This is a genomic window from Sphingomonas albertensis (assembly GCF_014358075.1).
Lineage (GTDB): Bacteria > Pseudomonadota > Alphaproteobacteria > Sphingomonadales > Sphingomonadaceae > Sphingomonas > Sphingomonas albertensis.
The window spans coordinates 1-16,775 of record NZ_JACONT010000034.1 but is presented as its reverse complement, the minus strand read 5'-3'; the positions used below and the strand labels follow the sequence as shown (position 1 = coordinate 16,775).

At 66.5% G+C, this 16,775-nt stretch carries 14 protein-coding genes; 6 read left to right on the top strand and 8 right to left on the bottom strand.

The window, feature by feature from the left end:
- Nucleotides 1-262: 262 nt before the first annotated feature.
- The 4 genes from recA to H8S47_RS14320 all read right to left on the bottom strand — a co-directional run bounded on the left by recA (nucleotide 263) and on the right by H8S47_RS14320 (nucleotide 5,918).
- The gene (gene recA, locus H8S47_RS14335; protein WP_187504511.1) at nucleotides 263-1,336 is read right to left on the bottom strand and encodes a recombinase RecA; all 1,074 of its coding nucleotides are present in this window, start codon (nucleotides 1,334-1,336) and stop codon (nucleotides 263-265) included.
- A 357-nt stretch (nucleotides 1,337-1,693) separates the two neighbouring features.
- The gene (locus H8S47_RS14330) at nucleotides 1,694-2,632 is read right to left on the bottom strand and encodes a 4-(cytidine 5'-diphospho)-2-C-methyl-D-erythritol kinase (RefSeq protein WP_187504510.1); all 939 of its coding nucleotides are present in this window, start codon (nucleotides 2,630-2,632) and stop codon (nucleotides 1,694-1,696) included.
- 210 nt (nucleotides 2,633-2,842) lie between these two features.
- Entirely contained in the window at nucleotides 2,843-4,228 is a 1,386-nt protein-coding gene (locus H8S47_RS14325) for a tetratricopeptide repeat protein (protein ID WP_187504509.1), read from the bottom strand.
- 28 nt (nucleotides 4,229-4,256) lie between these two features.
- The gene (locus H8S47_RS14320; RefSeq protein WP_187504508.1) at nucleotides 4,257-5,918 is read right to left on the bottom strand and encodes an electron transfer flavoprotein-ubiquinone oxidoreductase; all 1,662 of its coding nucleotides are present in this window, start codon (nucleotides 5,916-5,918) and stop codon (nucleotides 4,257-4,259) included.
- Between the two features lie 153 nt (nucleotides 5,919-6,071).
- Between H8S47_RS14320 and H8S47_RS14315 the strand changes: the two genes are divergently transcribed.
- The 4 genes from H8S47_RS14315 to H8S47_RS14300 all read left to right on the top strand — a co-directional run bounded on the left by H8S47_RS14315 (nucleotide 6,072) and on the right by H8S47_RS14300 (nucleotide 9,832).
- Entirely contained in the window at nucleotides 6,072-6,842 is a 771-nt protein-coding gene (locus H8S47_RS14315; RefSeq protein WP_187504507.1) for a uracil-DNA glycosylase, read from the top strand.
- 65 nt (nucleotides 6,843-6,907) lie between these two features.
- The gene (locus H8S47_RS14310; protein WP_187504506.1) at nucleotides 6,908-8,707 is read left to right on the top strand and encodes a lytic transglycosylase domain-containing protein; all 1,800 of its coding nucleotides are present in this window, start codon (nucleotides 6,908-6,910) and stop codon (nucleotides 8,705-8,707) included.
- Nucleotides 8,708-8,712: 5 nt separating this feature from the next.
- The gene (moaB, locus tag H8S47_RS14305; protein ID WP_187504505.1) at nucleotides 8,713-9,240 is read left to right on the top strand and encodes a molybdenum cofactor biosynthesis protein B; all 528 of its coding nucleotides are present in this window, start codon (nucleotides 8,713-8,715) and stop codon (nucleotides 9,238-9,240) included.
- A 343-nt stretch (nucleotides 9,241-9,583) separates the two neighbouring features.
- Nucleotides 9,584-9,832: a hypothetical protein gene (locus tag H8S47_RS14300; RefSeq protein WP_187504504.1), complete on the top strand. Its 249-nt coding sequence runs from the start codon at nucleotides 9,584-9,586 to the stop codon at nucleotides 9,830-9,832.
- Nucleotides 9,833-9,899: 67 nt separating this feature from the next.
- Here H8S47_RS14300 and H8S47_RS14295 read toward each other — a convergent pair whose 3' ends face one another.
- Complete coding sequence (locus H8S47_RS14295; protein ID WP_082445022.1) at nucleotides 9,900-10,097, bottom strand: hypothetical protein; 198 nt, start codon at nucleotides 10,095-10,097, stop codon at nucleotides 9,900-9,902.
- A gap of 174 nt (nucleotides 10,098-10,271) precedes the next feature.
- On the opposite strand from H8S47_RS14295, the gene H8S47_RS14290 reads away from it, so the two are divergent.
- Nucleotides 10,272-11,342 (top strand): PA0069 family radical SAM protein, encoded by a 1,071-nt coding sequence (locus tag H8S47_RS14290; RefSeq protein WP_187504503.1) that lies wholly within the window; start codon nucleotides 10,272-10,274, stop codon nucleotides 11,340-11,342.
- Nucleotides 11,343-11,858: 516 nt separating this feature from the next.
- On the opposite strand, the gene H8S47_RS14285 is transcribed toward H8S47_RS14290, so the two are convergent.
- Nucleotides 11,859-13,394, bottom strand: a complete 1,536-nt coding sequence (locus H8S47_RS14285) for an aminoacyl--tRNA ligase-related protein (RefSeq protein WP_187504502.1) — start codon at nucleotides 13,392-13,394, stop codon at nucleotides 11,859-11,861.
- Between the two features lie 203 nt (nucleotides 13,395-13,597).
- On the opposite strand from H8S47_RS14285, the gene H8S47_RS14280 reads away from it, so the two are divergent.
- Nucleotides 13,598-14,494: a DMT family transporter gene (locus tag H8S47_RS14280; protein ID WP_187504501.1), complete on the top strand. Its 897-nt coding sequence runs from the start codon at nucleotides 13,598-13,600 to the stop codon at nucleotides 14,492-14,494.
- Nucleotides 14,495-14,647: 153 nt separating this feature from the next.
- On the opposite strand, the gene H8S47_RS14275 is transcribed toward H8S47_RS14280, so the two are convergent.
- Both H8S47_RS14275 and gcvPB read right to left on the bottom strand, forming a co-directional pair.
- The gene (locus H8S47_RS14275) at nucleotides 14,648-15,160 is read right to left on the bottom strand and encodes a CcdC protein domain-containing protein (RefSeq protein ID WP_187504500.1); all 513 of its coding nucleotides are present in this window, start codon (nucleotides 15,158-15,160) and stop codon (nucleotides 14,648-14,650) included.
- Between the two features lie 151 nt (nucleotides 15,161-15,311).
- The coding region (gene gcvPB / locus H8S47_RS14270; protein WP_235982914.1) for an aminomethyl-transferring glycine dehydrogenase subunit GcvPB at nucleotides 15,312-16,775 on the bottom strand (1,464 nt) is incomplete at its 5' end.

The following is a 16,775-nucleotide window of genomic DNA, read 5'->3' as shown; positions in this document are numbered from 1 at the left end:
ACGTCGGGGCCAAGTAGGGGGACGGTCGTAACGAAAGATCGCGCTTCGTTATTGCCACCTTTCCAATTGGGCCCCGGCCTTCGCCTGGGTGAAGTGTTGGGGGAGCGGCGGTGCGATGCCTACGTAGAAATCCGACGCCGGCGCAAAGCCGATGCAAGCCCAATGCCGCCACGCTCCTGCACGATCAACCGCGTGCCCTCACCCTCCCATTGCGAGAGCAATGGGCCCCTCCCTCTCCCCGGAGGGAGAGGGAAGAAGAGCCTTATACGCCGTCTTCTGCGTCGGGGCCGGCCATCATTTCCTCGGCGACCTTGTCGGTGCGCGCGCGGATCTGCTTTTCGAGGCGGTCGGCGGTTTCGGGGTTGTCCTTGAGGAAGGTCTTCGAGTTCTCGCGACCCTGGCCGAGACGCACGCTGTCGTAGCTGAACCACGCACCCGACTTCTCGACGAGGCCAGCCTTCACGCCGAGATCGAGGATCTCGCCGAGCTTGGAGACGCCCTGCCCGTACATGATGTCGAACTCGACCTGCTTGAACGGCGGCGCGACCTTGTTCTTGACGACCTTCACGCGGGTCTGGTTGCCGGTGACTTCCTCGCCCGCCTTGATCGCGCCGATGCGGCGGATGTCGAGGCGGACCGAGGCGTAGAACTTCAGTGCGTTGCCGCCCGTCGTCGTTTCCGGGTTACCGTACATGACGCCGATCTTCATGCGGAGCTGGTTGATGAAGATCACCATGCAACGCGAGCGGCTGATCGAGCCGGTGAGTTTCCGGAGCGACTGCGACATGAGGCGGGCCTGGAGGCCGACATGGCTGTCGCCCATCTCGCCCTCGATTTCCGCACGCGGCACGAGCGCCGCGACCGAGTCAACGACGAGCACGTCGATCGCGTTCGAGCGGACGAGCGTGTCGACGATCTCGAGCGCCTGCTCGCCGGTGTCGGGCTGCGACACGATCAGCTCGTCGATGTTGACGCCGAGCTTCTTGGCATAGACCGGGTCGAGCGCGTGCTCGGCATCGACGAACGCCGCGGTGCCGCCGCCCTTCTGCGCTTCGGCGATGACGTGGAGCGCGAGCGTGGTCTTGCCCGAGCTTTCCGGACCATAGATCTCGATCACGCGGCCGCGCGGCAGGCCGCCGACGCCGAGCGCGATGTCGAGCCCGAGCGAGCCGGTCGAGATGACCTCGACCTGCATGGTTTCCTTCGAGCCCAGGCGCATCGCCGAGCCCTTGCCGAACGCGCGGTCGATCTGCGCGAGTGCGGCGTCGAGCGCCTTCTGGCGGTCGTTGGTTGCGGTTGCCATGCCGGTGTCGATCACTTTCAGATTAGCGGCCATTGATAAGCTCCCATCGCTAAAGCAAGCGCGCGTGCCATTCAACGCGTCAAACACCATGTATTCTCTTTGTTCTTCTGGAACAAGTAGTGAACGTTGGATTTGTGCGGAAAAGGGTTGGGGTTTGGTTGCGGGCGCGCCAGCCCTCTACGCGGCACCGCAAGATTTGGCCGCATCGATATGTGACCGGTTGTCATCCCCGCGCAGGCGTGGATCTATAAACTCAAGGCTAGCGATCCTGTTGCGACGCCAGCCGATATGGGTTCCCGCTTCCGCGGGAATGACGGGAGAGGCGGCGATCTTTGATCGAGATCCGCTCAGTCTTTATTGGGGATCGGGCTTATTCGGGGTTGGGTTTAATCAGGCGAGCATGGTTGCGAGGGTCCACCAGCCGTGGGCTCGGGTGCCGGTGGCGGCGTCGTCTCTGGCTTCAAGGGTTTCGAACAGGGCGAAGCAGGTGGCGCCGGAGCCGGACATTCTGGCCAGGAGGACTCCGTGCGCCGCGTCGAGAAGGGTGCGCACTTCCGCAATTTCGGGGGCGAGCGCTAGCGCGGGCAGCTCAAGGTCGTTGCGGCCTCCGAGGGCGCGCGCGAGGAGGTCGCCTTCAGGGATCGGGCCTCGGTCCTGGCCGTCCCAGGTCTTGAAGACGGCGGCTGTGGAGACCGCGACGCCGGGATTTATCAGGAGAAGTGGGGTGCCCGATAGGCCTTCGAGATTGGTAAGGGTGTCGCCCTTGCCGGTGCCGAGCGTGGTGCGGTTGGCGAGGCAGGCGGGGACGTCGGCGCCGAGCTTTGCGGCGATTTCGTGAAGGCGGGGGTGGCTTGACGGGACGCCGTGAAGGCAAGCCAGCGCGCGGAGCGTGGCGGCGGCGTCGGCTGATCCTCCGCCTATGCCCGAGGCGATGGGGAGGTGCTTTTCGAGGGTTATGGCGTGGTAGGTGCCTAGGGCGAACGCGGCGGTGAAGGCGTCGGCTGCCGCGGTTACTAGGTTGCCGTTCCAAGGGGCGTGGCTTGGGGCGGCGTTGAGCGAGCCGTACGCGTCTTCATTGTCCGCTCCCAACTGGGTCCCGGCCTTCGCCGCGGTGGTATAGGGGGTTGAGTTTGAGACTGGCAGGAGCGCTGCGGCGAAGGGGCCGGTTATGGTCAGGGTGTTGGTTTGGGCTGCTTCTACCGTGATCAGGTCGCCGTCGGTAGCGAAGGCGAAGAGCGTTTCGAGGTCGTGATAGCCGTCGGGGCGGCGGCGGCGGACGTGGAGCGCCAGGTTGATCTTTGCGGGCGCGGGTTCGGTGATGGCGGACATTGCGGGTCTCGGGGTTTTGGCTGCTGGGCCGGCGTTCGGCATTGTGCGTCGGCTTAGCCACAAAACATCCGTCATCCCAGCGGAGGCTGGTCTCGTGGTTTGGCAGACGGCGCGTCCCTCGTGGGATACCCCAGCTTTCGCTGGGGTGACGGATATTGGCGGCACGAGCCCCTCCCCTCTCCCCTTCCCTTTCCCCGGTGGCAGAGGGACTTAGCGTCTGGCTTTTGGGGGGAGGCCGTTGGCGATCTTTGCGGTCAAGCGTGCGGTTTCGGTGGGTTCGGCGGTTAGGAGCGCGGCGCGCCAGGCGTAGCGGGCTTCGTATTGGCGGCCGACGGACCAATAGGCGTCGCCGAGGTGGTCGCCGATCTCGGTATTGGCGGGTTCGCCCTGCGCGGCGCGCTCGAGCAGGGGGAGCGCGCGCGCGGTGTCGCCGGAGAGGTGGTAGGCCCAGCCTAGCGAGTCGGTGATCGAGGCGTTGGTCGGGTCGAGGCGGCTGGCGCGTTCTAGCAACCGGATCGAAGCGGGGATGTCGTCGCCGTGCTCGACCTGCGCGAAGCCGAGATAGTTGAGCGCGAGCGGTTGCGCGGGGCCGCGGGCGACGGCTTTTTCGAGCGCATCGCGCGCTTCGGGCCAGCGGCCGGCTTGGTCGAGCGCGCCGCCATATTGGAGCCAGGCGCCCCAGCTGCCGCCGGACTTGCCGTCCGCGGCGATGATGCGCTGGTACCACGTGGCGGCTTCGGCGGGGTTGCCGGTGGTCAGGAGGAGGTCGGCATAGCGCTGCCAGTCCGCCGCGTCCGCGCCCGGCTGATCGACGCGGTTCTTGGCGGCGGCGAGCGCTTCGCCGTCGCGGTCGGCATTGGCGAGGATGTCGATCCGTTCGGCGGCCGCGGCGACCGCGAACGGGCTTTTCGGCCCGACCTGATCGAGGACGACGAGCGCGCGATCGACCAGTGCATTGCGGGCCAGCGCATGGGCGAGGAGGATGCGGGCGCGATCGTAGCTTGGATCGGCGCGCAGCGATGCCTGAGCCAATGCGATTGACAGCGGCGAGGGTTCGCCGAGCGCGAGGTCGCTGGCGAGGTGCGCGAGCAGGCGCGAGATGCCGATCGCGAGCGGCTGCCGAGCGGGCGCCTTGGCGATCAGGTCGCGGGTTTCGGTGGCGAATCGATTGGCGACCGGGTCCTTCGCGGCGGTGGCGAGCGCGGGGCCGGGATCGCGGCCTTCGGCGTGGGCTACCCAAGCGTAGAGCGAGGGTGCGAGGACCACCAGCGGCCCGGTGGCGAGCGTGCCGATCGCCGCGTCGGCAGCCTTGGTGTCGTTCGCGTGCGCGGCATCGGCGAGTGGCAGAAGCGCGGCGTCGGCGGGGGCAACGCCCGCCTTGTTCAGCACGGCGACGGCGCGGGTGGCGAGCGGCATGTCGCCCGCCTCCAGCGCCTCGCGGTAGGCGCGGATCGCGACGACGGGATCGTCGGGCGATGCCGCCAGCACCTTGGCATAGCTGGCGGCGGCAAGGTCCGGCCTGCCCGCGGCGTCGGCGGCGCGGGCCTTCAGATAGGCGGAGAGATCACCCGTTCCCGCCGAGGCGGGAGCCGCCACGGCGAGACCTAGTGCGAGAAACAGACGCTTACATGTTGGGATAATTGGGGCCTCCGCCGCCCTCGGGTACGACCCAGTTGATGTTCTGGGTGGGGTCCTTGATGTCGCAGGTCTTGCAGTGGACGCAGTTCTGCGCGTTGATGACGAACTTCGGGTCGCCGGTCTCCTCGCCGACCACCTCGTAAACGCCGGCCGGGCAATAGCGTTGCGCGGGCTCGTCGTACATCGGTAGGTTGTATTCGATCGGTACCGCCGGGTCCTTGAGCGTCAGGTGGACCGGCTGGTCCTCCTCGTGGTTGGTGTTCGAGATGAACACCGACGAGAGGCGATCGAACGTTAGGACACCATCGGCCTTGGGATAGGCGATCGGCTTGACGAGGTCCTTACGCCACAGGCTCTCATGGTCGGGATGGTGGTGCATCGTGAAGGGCACCTTGATCCCCAGATGCTCGAGCCACATCGTGATGCCGGCGAGGCCCGAGCCGATCAGGTCGCCGAACTTCTTGACCAGCGGCACGACGTTGCGGACGACCGACAGCTCCTTCTTGACCCACGACCGGTCGAACGCCTCGGGATAGGCGGCGAGTTCGTCGTGGCCGCGCTGCGAGACGATCGCCTCGACCGCGGCCTCGGCGGCCATCATGCCGGACTTCATCGCGGTATGCGTGCCCTTGATGCGCGGCACGTTGAGGAAGCCGGCGCTGTCGCCGATCAGCGCGGCGCCGGGCATGACGAGCTTGGGGATCGACTGCAGCCCGCCGTCGCTGATCGCGCGCGCGCCGTAGCTGACGCGCTTGGCGCCCTTCAGCAGCGCGGCGATCTCGGGGTGGGTCTTCCAGCGCTGCATCTCGTGGAACGGCGAGAGATGCGGGTTGGTGTAGTTCAGCCACGTGACAAAGCCGATCGAGACCTGGCCGTTCGCCTGGTGATAGATCCAGCCGCCGCCGTTCGAGCCTTCGGTTTCGGACAACGGCCAGCCCTGCGTGTGGATCACGCGGCCGGGGACGTGGAGCTCGGGATCGATGTCCCAGAGCTCCTTGATGCCGAGGCCGTAGACCTGCGGATCGCTGTCCTTGTCGAGCGCGAACTTGGCGATCAGCTGCTTGGTCAGGTGCCCGCGGCACCCTTCCGAGAAGAACGTGTACTTCGCGTGGAGTTCGAGGCCGGGGGTGTAGTCGCCCTTATGCGTGCCGTCGCGCGCGACGCCCATGTCGCCGGTCGCGACGCCCTTCACCGAGCCGTCGTCGTTGAACAGAATTTCGGCGGCGGCGAAGCCCGGGAAGATCTCGACACCGAGCTCTTCCGCCTTGCCCGCGAGCCAGCGGCACAGATTGCCGAGCGAGCCGGTGTACGTGCCCTTGTTGTGCAGGAAAGACGGCGTGACGAAGTGCGGCATCTCGCTCTTCTTCGTCTTGCTCAGAATCCAGTGATGGTTCTCGGTAACCGGAACCTCGACGAGCGGACAGCCGTCCTCGCGCCAGGTCGGCAGGAGCTCGTCGAGGCTCTTCGGATCGATGACCGCGCCGGAGAGGATGTGCGCGCCGACTTCCGAGCCCTTTTCGAGCACGCAGACGCTGATCTCGGCGTCCTTCTCGGCGGCCAGCTGTTTGAGACGGATCGCTGCCGAGAGACCGGCCGGGCCTGCGCCGACGATCACAACGTCATAGGGCATCGATTCACGTGTCGTCATCATCGTCTCCCGGGGATCTCCCCTTATTGCCTAGCTTTGGGGCCAAGCGCTTGATGCCCCGCCCTTCGTTCGGGCTCGGGCCGGCACCATCTTGTCCAATATGGCGATTGCGCGAGTTGACCGCCACGTCAACCGTGCAGCATAGGTTACCCTGTGGGGGCGGATCAAACCATCGATTGGCGAAACGCCGCGGCGAGTGCGCTCGACTGGTGGCACGAGGCCGGCGTCGACACGCTGGTCGACGACGTTCCGCGCGACTGGTTCGCGGCGCCGGAACCGCTTGTCGCGCCCGCCGCGGCACCGGTTGCGTCGGTTGCCGCACCGTCCGCGATGCCGGTTTCACTCGCCGAATTCCTCAACTGGCGAAGCGGTGCGGAGGTTCCCGAGGCGGACTGGAGCGGGGTTTCGCTGGCAGCGGTCGGCCCGGCTGACGCTACGGTCATGGTGCTTGTCGACTGTCCCGATCGCGACGACGGCGACGCCGGCGCCCTGCTGAGTGGCGCATCGGGTCGGTTGCTCGACAAGATGCTTGCGGCGATCGGGCTGACCCGTGACGAGGTGCACCTCGCGGCGGTCTGCGCGAAGCGGCCGACGGCGGGGCGGATCCAAAGCGAGATCGAAGCGCGCCTCTCCGAAATCGCCAAGCATCACATCGGCCTGGTCGCGCCCAAGCGGTTGCTGCTGCTGGGCAATGCGGCGAGCCGTGCGATCCTCGGGACGGAATTACAGGCGGCGCGCGGGCGTTTACATGGGTTTAACCATAAGACCGCACAAACAGGGGTCGGTGACGCGTCGCATATGACGAGCGTGGTCGCGAGCTTTCATCCGCGGTTTCTGATCGAGAAGCCAGCGGCCAAGGCCGAGGCCTGGAAGGATTTGCAGATGCTGATGCGCGAACAGATATCGCAAGAGGGCGTGAGATGATTCGGATTCGGTCTGTATCGCGGGCGGCCATCGCTCTGGGGCTCGGCGCTCTTCCCCTTCCGGCTATGGCGGCGACCGTCGCGGGCGAGCCGGGTGGCGATATGCGGCTCGGTTCGACGCAGTTGGTCGGCGCACCGACGCTGGAGCAGATCCCGGACCAGCTCGATGCGGGTCAGCGCGAGGCGTACAAGACGGTGTTCGCGGCGATCCGCGACGGCAAGTGGACCGACGCGCAGATCCAGCTCGACACGATGAAGCCCGGCCCGCTGCACGCGATCGCGCGCGCCGAGATGTACACCGCGAAAGGCTCGCCGCGGATCGAGATGGAGCCGCTCGTCGCATTGCTCAACGAAGCGCCCGAACTGCCCGAAGCCGAACAGATTTCCCGGCTGGCCAAAGTGCGTGGGGCGGTCGACCTGCCCCCCCTGCCCGCCGCGCAACGACTGATCTGGCAGGACGGCGCACCGCGTCGGGTGCGCGCGAAGAGCCTGCAGGGCGACATGATCGCCGCCGATCTCGCGCTGAAGATGCAGCCCTACGTGAAGGCGGACATGGGCCGCGAGGCGCAGTCGCTGCTCGACAGCACGCCGGGGCTGACCCCGGAGGCGCTGACCGAGTGGCAGCAGAAGATCGCGTGGATCTATTTCCTACAGGGCGACGATGCGAACGCGCGGGTGATGGCCGCGAAGGCGCAGGACGGAGTCGGCGACTGGGCGGTGCAGGGCCGCTGGGTCGGCGCGCTGTCGGCATGGCGTCAGAATGATTGTGCGAATGCCGAATCCGGGTTCGAGGGTGTCGCGGCGCGGGCCGGCGACGTCGATCTTCGCGCGGCGGCGCTATACTGGGCGTCGCGTGCGGACATGGTGTGCTCGCGCCCCGACAAGATCGAGGGTCGGCTGAAGGCGGCGGCGCAGTTCGGCGAGAGCTTCTACGGCCAGCTCGCGCGTCAGCAACTGGCGATGAAGGACAAGGGAACGTCGGTCGGCGGCCTGGTCGCCAGCGATTGGCAGGTCGTCGGCAAGCGTCCGAACGTGCGCGTCGCGGCGGCGCTGGTCGAGGTCGGCGAGACCGATCTGGCCGATACGGTGATCCGCCAGCAGGCCAAGATCGGCGATCCGCGCGAGTTCGCCAACTTGGTCCGCGTGGCGGAAGCATTGAGCCTGCCCGCGACCACCGTGTGGCTCGCACATAATTGCCCGCAGGGTGTGACGTCGACCGCCGAGGCGCGCTATCCGACGCCGAACTGGACGCCGGACAGCGGCTGGCACATCGACAAGGCGCTGGTCTATGCGCACACGCTGGAGGAGTCGCGGTTCCGCAACACCGTGAAGAGCCCGGCCGGCGCGTATGGCCTGATGCAGATCATGCCTGCCGCCGCGACCGATTTCGCGCGCGAACGCGGCACGTCGATCGACATGAAGGCGCTGACCAAGCCGTCGACCAACATGGATATCGGCCAGCGCCATCTGGAGCGGCTGCGGGACATGGCGGGCGTTACCGGTGGGCTGCTGCCCAAGGTGATCGCGGCGTATAATGCGGGGCCGCGTCCGGTCGGCGACTGGAACGCGATCGTCCGCGATAACGGCGATCCGCTGCTGTATATCGAGAGCATCCCGTATTGGGAGACGCGTGGCTATGTGACCACCGTGCTGCGCAATTACTGGATGTACGAGGCGCAGGGCGGCAAGAAGGCGTCGGTCAGCCGTAATGCGCTTGCGCAGGGCATGTGGCCGCGCTTCCCCGGCCTGCCGGGTGCGACCGCGGTGCGGATGAACGCCCGGCCGAACGCGCGGGCAAGCGCCAGCACGGTTGCGGTGAACGCCAGCGTCGGGCCGCAATCCTCTACCATCACGCGCGCGGACTGAGTTTCATGCCGATCGACGAAAGCCGGATTTTCCTGCCGGTGCGGATCGCCGTGCTGACGGTGTCGGACACGCGTGGACTGGCGGAGGATCGCTCGGGCGACACGCTCGTCGCGCGTCTGACCGAGGCGGGGCATGTGCTCGCCGATCGCCGGATCGAGAAGGACGATGTCGAAACGATCGTCGCGCGGCTGCATGCGTGGATCGGCGATCCAGAAGTCGATTGCATCATCACCACTGGTGGCACCGGCGTGACGGGGCGCGACGTGACCCCGGAGGCGATCGAGCAGGTTGCGGAGAAAATGATCCCGGGCTTCGGCGAACTCTTCCGTATGCTCAGCTACCAGACGATCGGGACGTCGACGGTGCAGTCGCGCGCGTGTGCGTGCGTGTCGAAGGGCACGTATATCTTCGCGCTGCCGGGCTCGACCGGGGCGGTGAAGGATGGCTGGGACGGGATCCTGCGCGATCAGCTCGACAGCCGCCATCGGCCCTGCAATTTCGTCGAGCTCATGCCGCGGTTGCTGGAGCGCTGAGGCTTTTCCGGGTGAGGTGGCTTCACCCACTTTAACTGCGCGTGCCCTCACCCTTCCCACGGCCGAGTGGCCGCGGGCCCCTTCCCTCTCCCCGATGGGAGAGGGAGCGACGTTTTTAGCCAGCGTGACGATGGCTCGCACCAATTCGCTGCGGTTTTCGCCAGACTGTGGTGTGTCTTGCGATCGAGGATTCACGCGGACAGTTTAGCTATTCGGTGAAAAAACCTCGCTGTTCGAACATCTTAACCGCCGTGTAGCACTGTATTACCTAACTGGCACGCTAGATGCATTGGTCGGGATGCCGCCCCACCGGGCGCCTCATACCAACATAAGGATGCCTGCCATGACCCCGACCTTTCTGAAGAGCCTCGTTGCCGTCGCTGCGCTGGCGATCAGCGTTCCGGCCTTCGCTGCTCCTTCGACTTCGACGCCGAAGACGGTGCTGAAGTATGATGCCAAGACGCAGAAATACTGCACGGTCGAGCCGGCCGTGACCGGCTCGCGGATCGATCGGATGATCTGCAAGACGTCCGCCGAATGGTCTGCTGCCGGGCTGAACATGCCGAAGGCGGTGATGCTGGCGCAGAAGTGAGGCTGCACGGTTCGGTCGGACGCGTGCGCGTGTCTCGACCGAACCGCCGCCGCGTCAGGCCGCCGCGTCAGGCCAGCGCGGACCCGCCGCGGGCCGCGTGGATCAGGTCGACGAGCTGCTTGTTGATCGACGCGCCATGCAGATGGAGGTGGACCGCGTCATACCCCTCACGCCGCAACCGCTGGCGCAGCGCGTTGACCGACTCGCACTCGCCCGAGCGTGCCAGTTCGAAAGCCCGTTCCACCGTTGTGATCTGTCCCGTCATCGCTTCGCCCTACGCGCAATCGCCACACGCGGCGAGCGCTCATTCGTACCACGGGCAAGTCGCTAGAAACTCGCCATTATTTCTCTAATGTAGATCAAGATTAGCCCGGAGCAACTGCGCGACGCAGGGAATTATGTTCTATATTTGTTCTGGAATCGCGCCTATCGATTGCCGATGAAGACCACTCGACCAGTTCGCGGGGCGACGCGCAACGACGAGAGCCGGCGGTTCAACCTGCCGCAGACCGAGGCGGACGGCGACTGGCTCGACATGCGCGAGGGGATCGACGGGATCGCACCGAAGCTCCGGACGACGGTGACGGTCGAGACGCCGCGGACGATCATCAGCCGCAACGCATCGCCCGACGTGCCGTTCGACCGCTCGATCAATCCGTACCGGGGGTGCGAGCATGGCTGCATCTACTGTTTCGCGCGGCCGAGCCATGCGTTCCACGACCTGTCGCCGGGACTGGATTTCGAGAGCAAGCTGTTCGCCAAGCCTTCCGCCGCGGCGTTGTTGCGCGCGGAATTGTCGAAGCCGGGCTATGTGGTCGCGCCGATGGCGTTGGGGACGAACACCGATCCGTACCAGCCGATCGAGACCGACTGGCGGATCACGCGCGGGATCATCGCGGTGCTGAGCGAGACGGATCATCCGCTGACGATCACTACAAAGTCGGACCGCGTGGTGCGCGATCTCGACCTGCTGGCGCCGATGGCGGCGAAGGGACTGGCGGCGGTGGCGATGTCGATCACGTCCTTGGATCCGAAGGTGGCGTCGACCGTCGAGCCGCGCGCGCCGCATCCGGAACGGCGGCTGGCGGCAGTGCGGAAGCTCGCCGATGCCGGAGTGCCGGTGTACGTGTCGATCGCGCCGGTCATCCCGGCGATCACCGACCATGAGATCGAGCACCTGATCGCGCGCGCGGCGGAGGCTGGGGCGACGCGGGCGTTCTTTATCCCGGTCAGGTTGCCGCATGAGGTGGCGCCGCTGTTCCGGGCCTGGCTCGACGAGCATTTCCCCGACCGCGCGGGGAAGGTGATGGCGACGATCGCATCGCTGCGCGGGGGCAAGGATAACGATCCGAACTTCTTCACGCGGATGCAGGGGCGAGGGCCATGGGCGGATTTGCTGGGAACGCGGTTCCGGATCGCCTGCGCGAAGCATGGGTTGAACCGCGAGCGGGTCGCGTTGCGGAGCGACCTGTTCCGGGCGCCGAGGGGGCCTCAAGGGGAGTTGTTTTGAGGGGCTTGGCGGAGGCTTGGCGAGTGGCGCGGCGGATGACTCAGCTGGCGACCCCCGCCCTAGCCCATACGAATCAGACCTGCCATCCTGCTCCCCTCCCTGAAAGGGAGGGGTTGGGGGTGGGTCGGCTTCCGCCCATCCGAACTGTCGTGGCTTAAATGGGCCAACCCACCCCCGGCCCCTCCCTTTCAGGGAGGGGTGAAGTTCTGCCGTCGGGAGTGGCGAGACTTCGGAGACCCTTCCACGCTCCGCCGCTGCTCATTGGACCAAATTAAGTCCGCGTCGTCACGAAACATCCTCCGGCTGCCAGAGCTCGATCGGGCTGCCTTTCGGATGTTAGATGCGCGCAAAGCGGCCGAAGTCGATGCGACGATACCAGACGGGGAACCGCGACGGAGCCGACAGACCGGTCGGTTTCGGTTGCTCCGACCACTGGGTATCCGGGCCGCTTCGGCACCCCGCCCCCGACTCCGGGCGAGCCCTGGACGTGGCGCCAGCCGCAGCCGATCGGCGCGCCTAGTAGGCGCGGCCGATCAGAATGCGTTCGACCGCGGGTTCGCCGGTGAAGATGCATGCGCCGTCGTCGCAGCCGGTCTGGCCCATCGGTGCGTTGCGGATGGTGAGCTTCAGCGCCTTCAACCGCTCCACGACCTTGTCGAGCGCAGGCCCGGTCGGCTTCGACCAGCGGACGTCGACCCAGCCGGGGTTCTTCACGCCCTCTGCAAAATGCGCTTCGACCGCGGCGAAGTCTGCGGCGGGGACGATATTGCCCTTCACGCGGTTCATCGATTCGACATGGAGTGTCGCCTGCACGTCGTGCAGCATGCCCGAGACCTCCTCGACGAACGTGTCGCGCCCGACGGCGTTGCTGTCGAGCTTGCCGTCCTCGCGGTAGAGGCGGTCGCGGCGGATCACCGTGACGTTGGCACCGGCTACATCACGGCCGCCGACCTCGATCACGATCGGTGCGCCCTTCTTGACCCAGCCCCAGCGCTTCGTCGCGGCCTTGGCGGGCTTGAGGTCGAGCAGTGCGCGGACCGGTTCGCCGAGCGCGGATTGCTTGGCGAGTTCGGCCTGGAGCGACTTGCAATAGTCGACGATCGCCGCGTCCTCGGGGACGTCGCGCAGCATGGGGACGATCACGACCTGCCACGGGGCGATCATCGGTGGCACGCGCAGGCCGTCGTCGTCGCCGTGGACCATGATGACCGCGCCGATCATCCGCGTCGACACGCCCCAGCTGGTGGTGTTGCACAGCTCGAACTCGCCGCCGGCATTCTGGAAGCGGATGTTCTGCGCCGAGGCGAAATTGGTGCCGAGGAAATGCGAGGTGCCGGCTTGCAGCGCCTTGCCGTCCTGCATCATCGCCTCGATCGAATAAGTCGCGACCGCGCCGGGGAAGCGCTCGTTCTCGGGCTTCTCGCCGGCGATGACGTGGACGCCGAGGCATTCCTCCGCGAAGTCGCGATAGACTTCGAGCATCTTAAGCGTCTCGTCGCGCGCCTCTTCGGGCGTGGAATGCGCGGTGTGGCCTTCCTGCCAGAGGAACTCGCTGGTGCGCAGGAACATGCGGGTGCGCATTTCCCAGCGGACGACGTTCGCCCATTGGTTGATCAGCACCGGCAGGTCGCGCCACGACTGGACCCAGCGTGCGAACGCCGCGCCGATCACCATTTCGGAGGTCGGGCGGACGACGAGCGGCTCCTCGAGCTTGGCCTCGGGATCGGGGATCAGGCGACCATAGCCGTCGGCCTTGAGGCGGTGGTGCGTGACAACGGCCATTTCCTTGGCGAACCCGTCGACGTGCTCGGCCTCCTTCTCGAAATACGAGAGCGGGATGAAGAGCGGGAAATAGCAGTTCTCGTGGCCGGTCGCCTTGATCCGGTCGTCGAGCAGGCGCTGGATCCGCTCCCAGATGCCGTAGCCCCAGGGGCGGATGACCATGCAGCCGCGGACGCCGGATTCCTCGGCGAGGTCGGCCTCGGAGATGACGGCCTGGTACCAGGCGGAGAAATCCGCCTCGCGGGTGACGGGGAGTGCGCGCTTTATCATGGGGTGCGGATAGCGGGTGCGCAGGGGTTCGTCATCTCCTTCCCGTCATCCTGACGAAAGTCAGGACCCAGGATACCACCCACACCGCCCGTGGCTCTGGGTCCTGACTTTCGTCAGGATGACGGGAGGTTTGTGACTGGATGACGGAGGCTTTGCGGACGTTCGGGGTGGGATGCCCGGCTTGCTCTCGCTAGGAGGGGGCCATGCCAACCGACCGCATCCTTCCCGCCATCGGCATGCGGTTGCTGTCGGTCGTGATCTTCGCGCTGATGAATACCGCGATCAAGCTGGCCGAGCGGTACGGCGCGAGCGTGTCGGAGATCCTGTTCTTTCGGCAGTTCGGCGCATGCTTGCTGGTGTCGGGGGTGATCGCCGCCGGTCCGGGCCTGCCTTCGGTGAAGACGAAGCGGTTGCCGGCGCATGTCGTGCGCGCGATCGTGGGGCTGTCGGCGATGGCGTTCACGTTCAACGGGATCGTCGCGCTGCCGCTCGCCGAGGCGACGACGATCGGGTTCACCGTTCCCATCTTCGCGACGATCCTGGGGGCGCTGGTATTGCGCGAGCCGACCGGGTGGCATCGCTGGGGTGCCGTCGCAGCCGGGTTCGCGGGCGTGCTGATCGTGGCGCAACCGGGGAGCGGCGATCACTTTCCGTTATGGGGTGCGGGATGTGCGCTGGCGGGGGCGTTCGGGACCGCGAGCGTGTCGATCCTGTTGCGGCAGATCGGCAAGACCGAAAGCGCGCTGACGACGGTGTTCTGGTTCTCGGCGCTGTCGTTGATCCCGTTGTCGCTGTTCTATGCGCAGGCGGCGCAGTCGCATGATCTCTTCGCCTGGGTGTGCCTGGCAAGCGTCGGGATTTTCGGCGGGCTGGCGCAGATCGCGATGACGACGTCGTTGCGGCTCGGGCCAGTGTCGGTGGTGGTGCCGATGGATTATTCCAGCCTGTTGTGGGCGACTTTGCTGGGGTGGCTGGTGTTCGACACGCTGCCGGCGGAGGCGACGTGGCTCGGGGCGCCGGTCATTGTGGCGAGCGGGTTATATATCGTCTGGCGCGAGCATGTCCGGCGGCGAGAAGAGACGGACCGCGCGATTGCTTGATGCCACCCCTTAATCCTCCCCCGCCAGGGGGAGGTGTCGCCGAAGGTGGCGGAGGGGGAGGACACGGAACAGAGGTTTTCCTTACCTCCCCCTCCGTCTGGCAAGTGCCAGCCACCTCCCCCTTGCGGGGGAGGATCAGCACGTAGCGGCGGGTTAGCGGACGCGGGCCGTTTCGAGCATCCGCTTGGCGCAGAGGTACATTTCGATGCGTTGGGTGGTGAACAAGCCTAGCGCCAACGCGACCAGCATGTCGGTGATCGCGAAGGCGTCTAGATGGAGGGCTTGGCCGTCGCCGATGACGGCGCGCGCGCCGGTGCGGACTGCGACGATCGCGACGATGAACAGGACCGCTGCTGGGGAGGACGTCGTGTTGAGCGCGTGGCTGTCGGGATCGATCGTGATCCGCATGAGCTTGCCGCGTTGCCAGCCGAGCGCTGCGCCCATGACCAAGGCCAGTGCGCAGAACAGCCAGGCGAGGCCGTGTGGCGGGTACATCACGAACATGTACAGCGCGACGGCGGCGTAGAGCGCGGGGAATATCCAGAGGCGTTCGAGTTTCAGCGGCTTCACCACACTCATGCGACGCCAGCGGATCGCGAAGACGATACCGATGATGACCGCCGTGACCGCGTAGCTGATCCAGCCTTGTGCGTCTTGCGCCTGCATTGTTCCGAGCCCCCACCCTGTTGGGGTGGAGGCTAGATCGGTTGCGGTGCCCCGGGCAATCCGTTTTCCTGCGGACGCAGGAATCCAGGGTTACGGGCGGCGGCATCCGTAACCCTGGGCTCCTGCGTTCGCAGGAGAACGGAGCCGCGATTTACTCCGCCGCCTGCGCCAGCGGAGCCGGGTCCTTCCAGACCAGTACCGGTTTGCGCGCCGCGAGCGTCTCGTCGAGGCGCGCGCGGGGGGCGAAGTGCGGGGCGGTCTTGAGGCTGGGGTCGCCGGCCTTGGCGCGTTCGGCGACCGAGCGGAGTGCGGCGATGAACTGGTCGAGTGCCGCCTTCGATTCGGTCTCGGTCGGTTCGACCAGCATCGCGCCGTGGACGACGAGCGGGAAATACATCGTCATCGGGTGGAAGCCCTCGTCGATCAGGCCCTTGGCGATGTCGATCGTCGAGAAGCCGGTGGCGAGACCCGAATCCGAGAACAGAGCCTCGTGCATGCACGGACCCGACGGGCCGAACGGCGCGTCGAGCGTGTCGTCGAGGCTGCGGAGGATGTAGTTCGCGTTGAGCACCGCATCCTCCGACACCTGGCGAAGACCGTCCGCGCCGTGGCTGAGGATGTAAGTCAGCGCGCGCGTGAACATGCCCATCTGGCCGTGAAACGCGACCATGCGGCCGAAGCTGCCGGCATGATGCTCGTCGGCGTTTTCCTCCTCGATCAGGACAAACTGGTCGCCCTGCTTTTCGACGAACGGGAGTGGCGCGTAGGGCGTGAGGGCCGCGGAGAACACCACCGGACCCGAGCCCGGCCCGCCGCCGCCGTGCGGCGTCGAGAAGGTCTTGTGCAGGTTGATGTGCATCGCATCGATGCCGAGATCGCCGGGCCGAACGCGGCCGACGATCGCGTTGAAGTTCGCGCCGTCGCAATAGACGAAGCCGCCCGCCGCGTGCACCGCGTCGGAGATCTCGCGCATGTCGCGCTCGAACAGTCCGCACGTGTTGGGGTTGGTGATCATCACGCCGGCGACGTCGGGGCCGAGCCGGGCCTTCAGCGCGGCGGTGTCGACGCGACCTTCGGCGGTGGCGGGGATGTCCTCGACGCTGTAGCCGGCGAACGCGGCGGTGGCGGGGTTGGTGCCGTGTGCGCTCTCCGGCACCAGGATGATCTTGCGCGCGCCTTCGCCCTTGGCTTCGAGTGCGGCGCGGATCGCGAGGATGCCGCAGAGCTCGCCGTGCGCGCCAGCCTTGGGGCTCATCGCGACCGAGGTCATGCCGGTGAGCGTGACGAGCCAGTGCGCGAGCTGGTGGATGACTTCCAACGCGCCCTGCACCGTGTCGACCGGCTGGAGCGGGTGGACGTCGGAGAACCCGGGGAGCCGCGCCATCTTCTCGTTGAGGCGCGGGTTGTGCTTCATCGTGCAGCTGCCGAGCGGAAAGAAGCCGAGGTCGATGCCGTAGTTCTGGCGCGACAGGCGCGTGTAGTGGCGGACGGTTTCGGGTTCGGAGAGGCCTGGGAGACCGATGGGTGCGGTGCGCGACAGGTTGCCGAGGCGCGATAGCCCTCTCCCCTGCGGGGAGAGGGTTGGGTGAGGGGTCGTACCGGGTGCAGCATTGCT

Excerpts from the sequence above, each read along its gene's own strand:
- H8S47_RS14300 (WP_187504504.1), top strand. The coding sequence starts at position 9,584 with ATGACCCCGACCTTTCTGAAGAGCCTCGTTGCCGTCGCTGCGCTGGCG.
- H8S47_RS14285 (WP_187504502.1), bottom strand. The coding sequence starts at position 13,394 with ATGATAAAGCGCGCACTCCCCGTCACCCGCGAGGCGGATTTCTCCGCC.
- H8S47_RS14295 (WP_082445022.1), bottom strand. The coding sequence starts at position 10,097 with ATGACGGGACAGATCACAACGGTGGAACGGGCTTTCGAACTGGCACGC.
- H8S47_RS14280 (WP_187504501.1), top strand. The coding sequence starts at position 13,598 with ATGCCAACCGACCGCATCCTTCCCGCCATCGGCATGCGGTTGCTGTCG.
- moaB (WP_187504505.1), top strand. The coding sequence starts at position 8,713 with ATGCCGATCGACGAAAGCCGGATTTTCCTGCCGGTGCGGATCGCCGTG.
- H8S47_RS14330 (WP_187504510.1), bottom strand. The coding sequence starts at position 2,632 with ATGTCCGCCATCACCGAACCCGCGCCCGCAAAGATCAACCTGGCGCTC.
- H8S47_RS14275 (WP_187504500.1), bottom strand. The coding sequence starts at position 15,160 with ATGCAGGCGCAAGACGCACAAGGCTGGATCAGCTACGCGGTCACGGCG.
- H8S47_RS14320 (WP_187504508.1), bottom strand. The coding sequence starts at position 5,918 with ATGACGACACGTGAATCGATGCCCTATGACGTTGTGATCGTCGGCGCA.
- recA (WP_187504511.1), bottom strand. The coding sequence starts at position 1,336 with ATGGCCGCTAATCTGAAAGTGATCGACACCGGCATGGCAACCGCAACC.
- H8S47_RS14310 (WP_187504506.1), top strand. The coding sequence starts at position 6,908 with ATGGCGGCGACCGTCGCGGGCGAGCCGGGTGGCGATATGCGGCTCGGT.
- H8S47_RS14290 (WP_187504503.1), top strand. The coding sequence starts at position 10,272 with ATGAAGACCACTCGACCAGTTCGCGGGGCGACGCGCAACGACGAGAGC.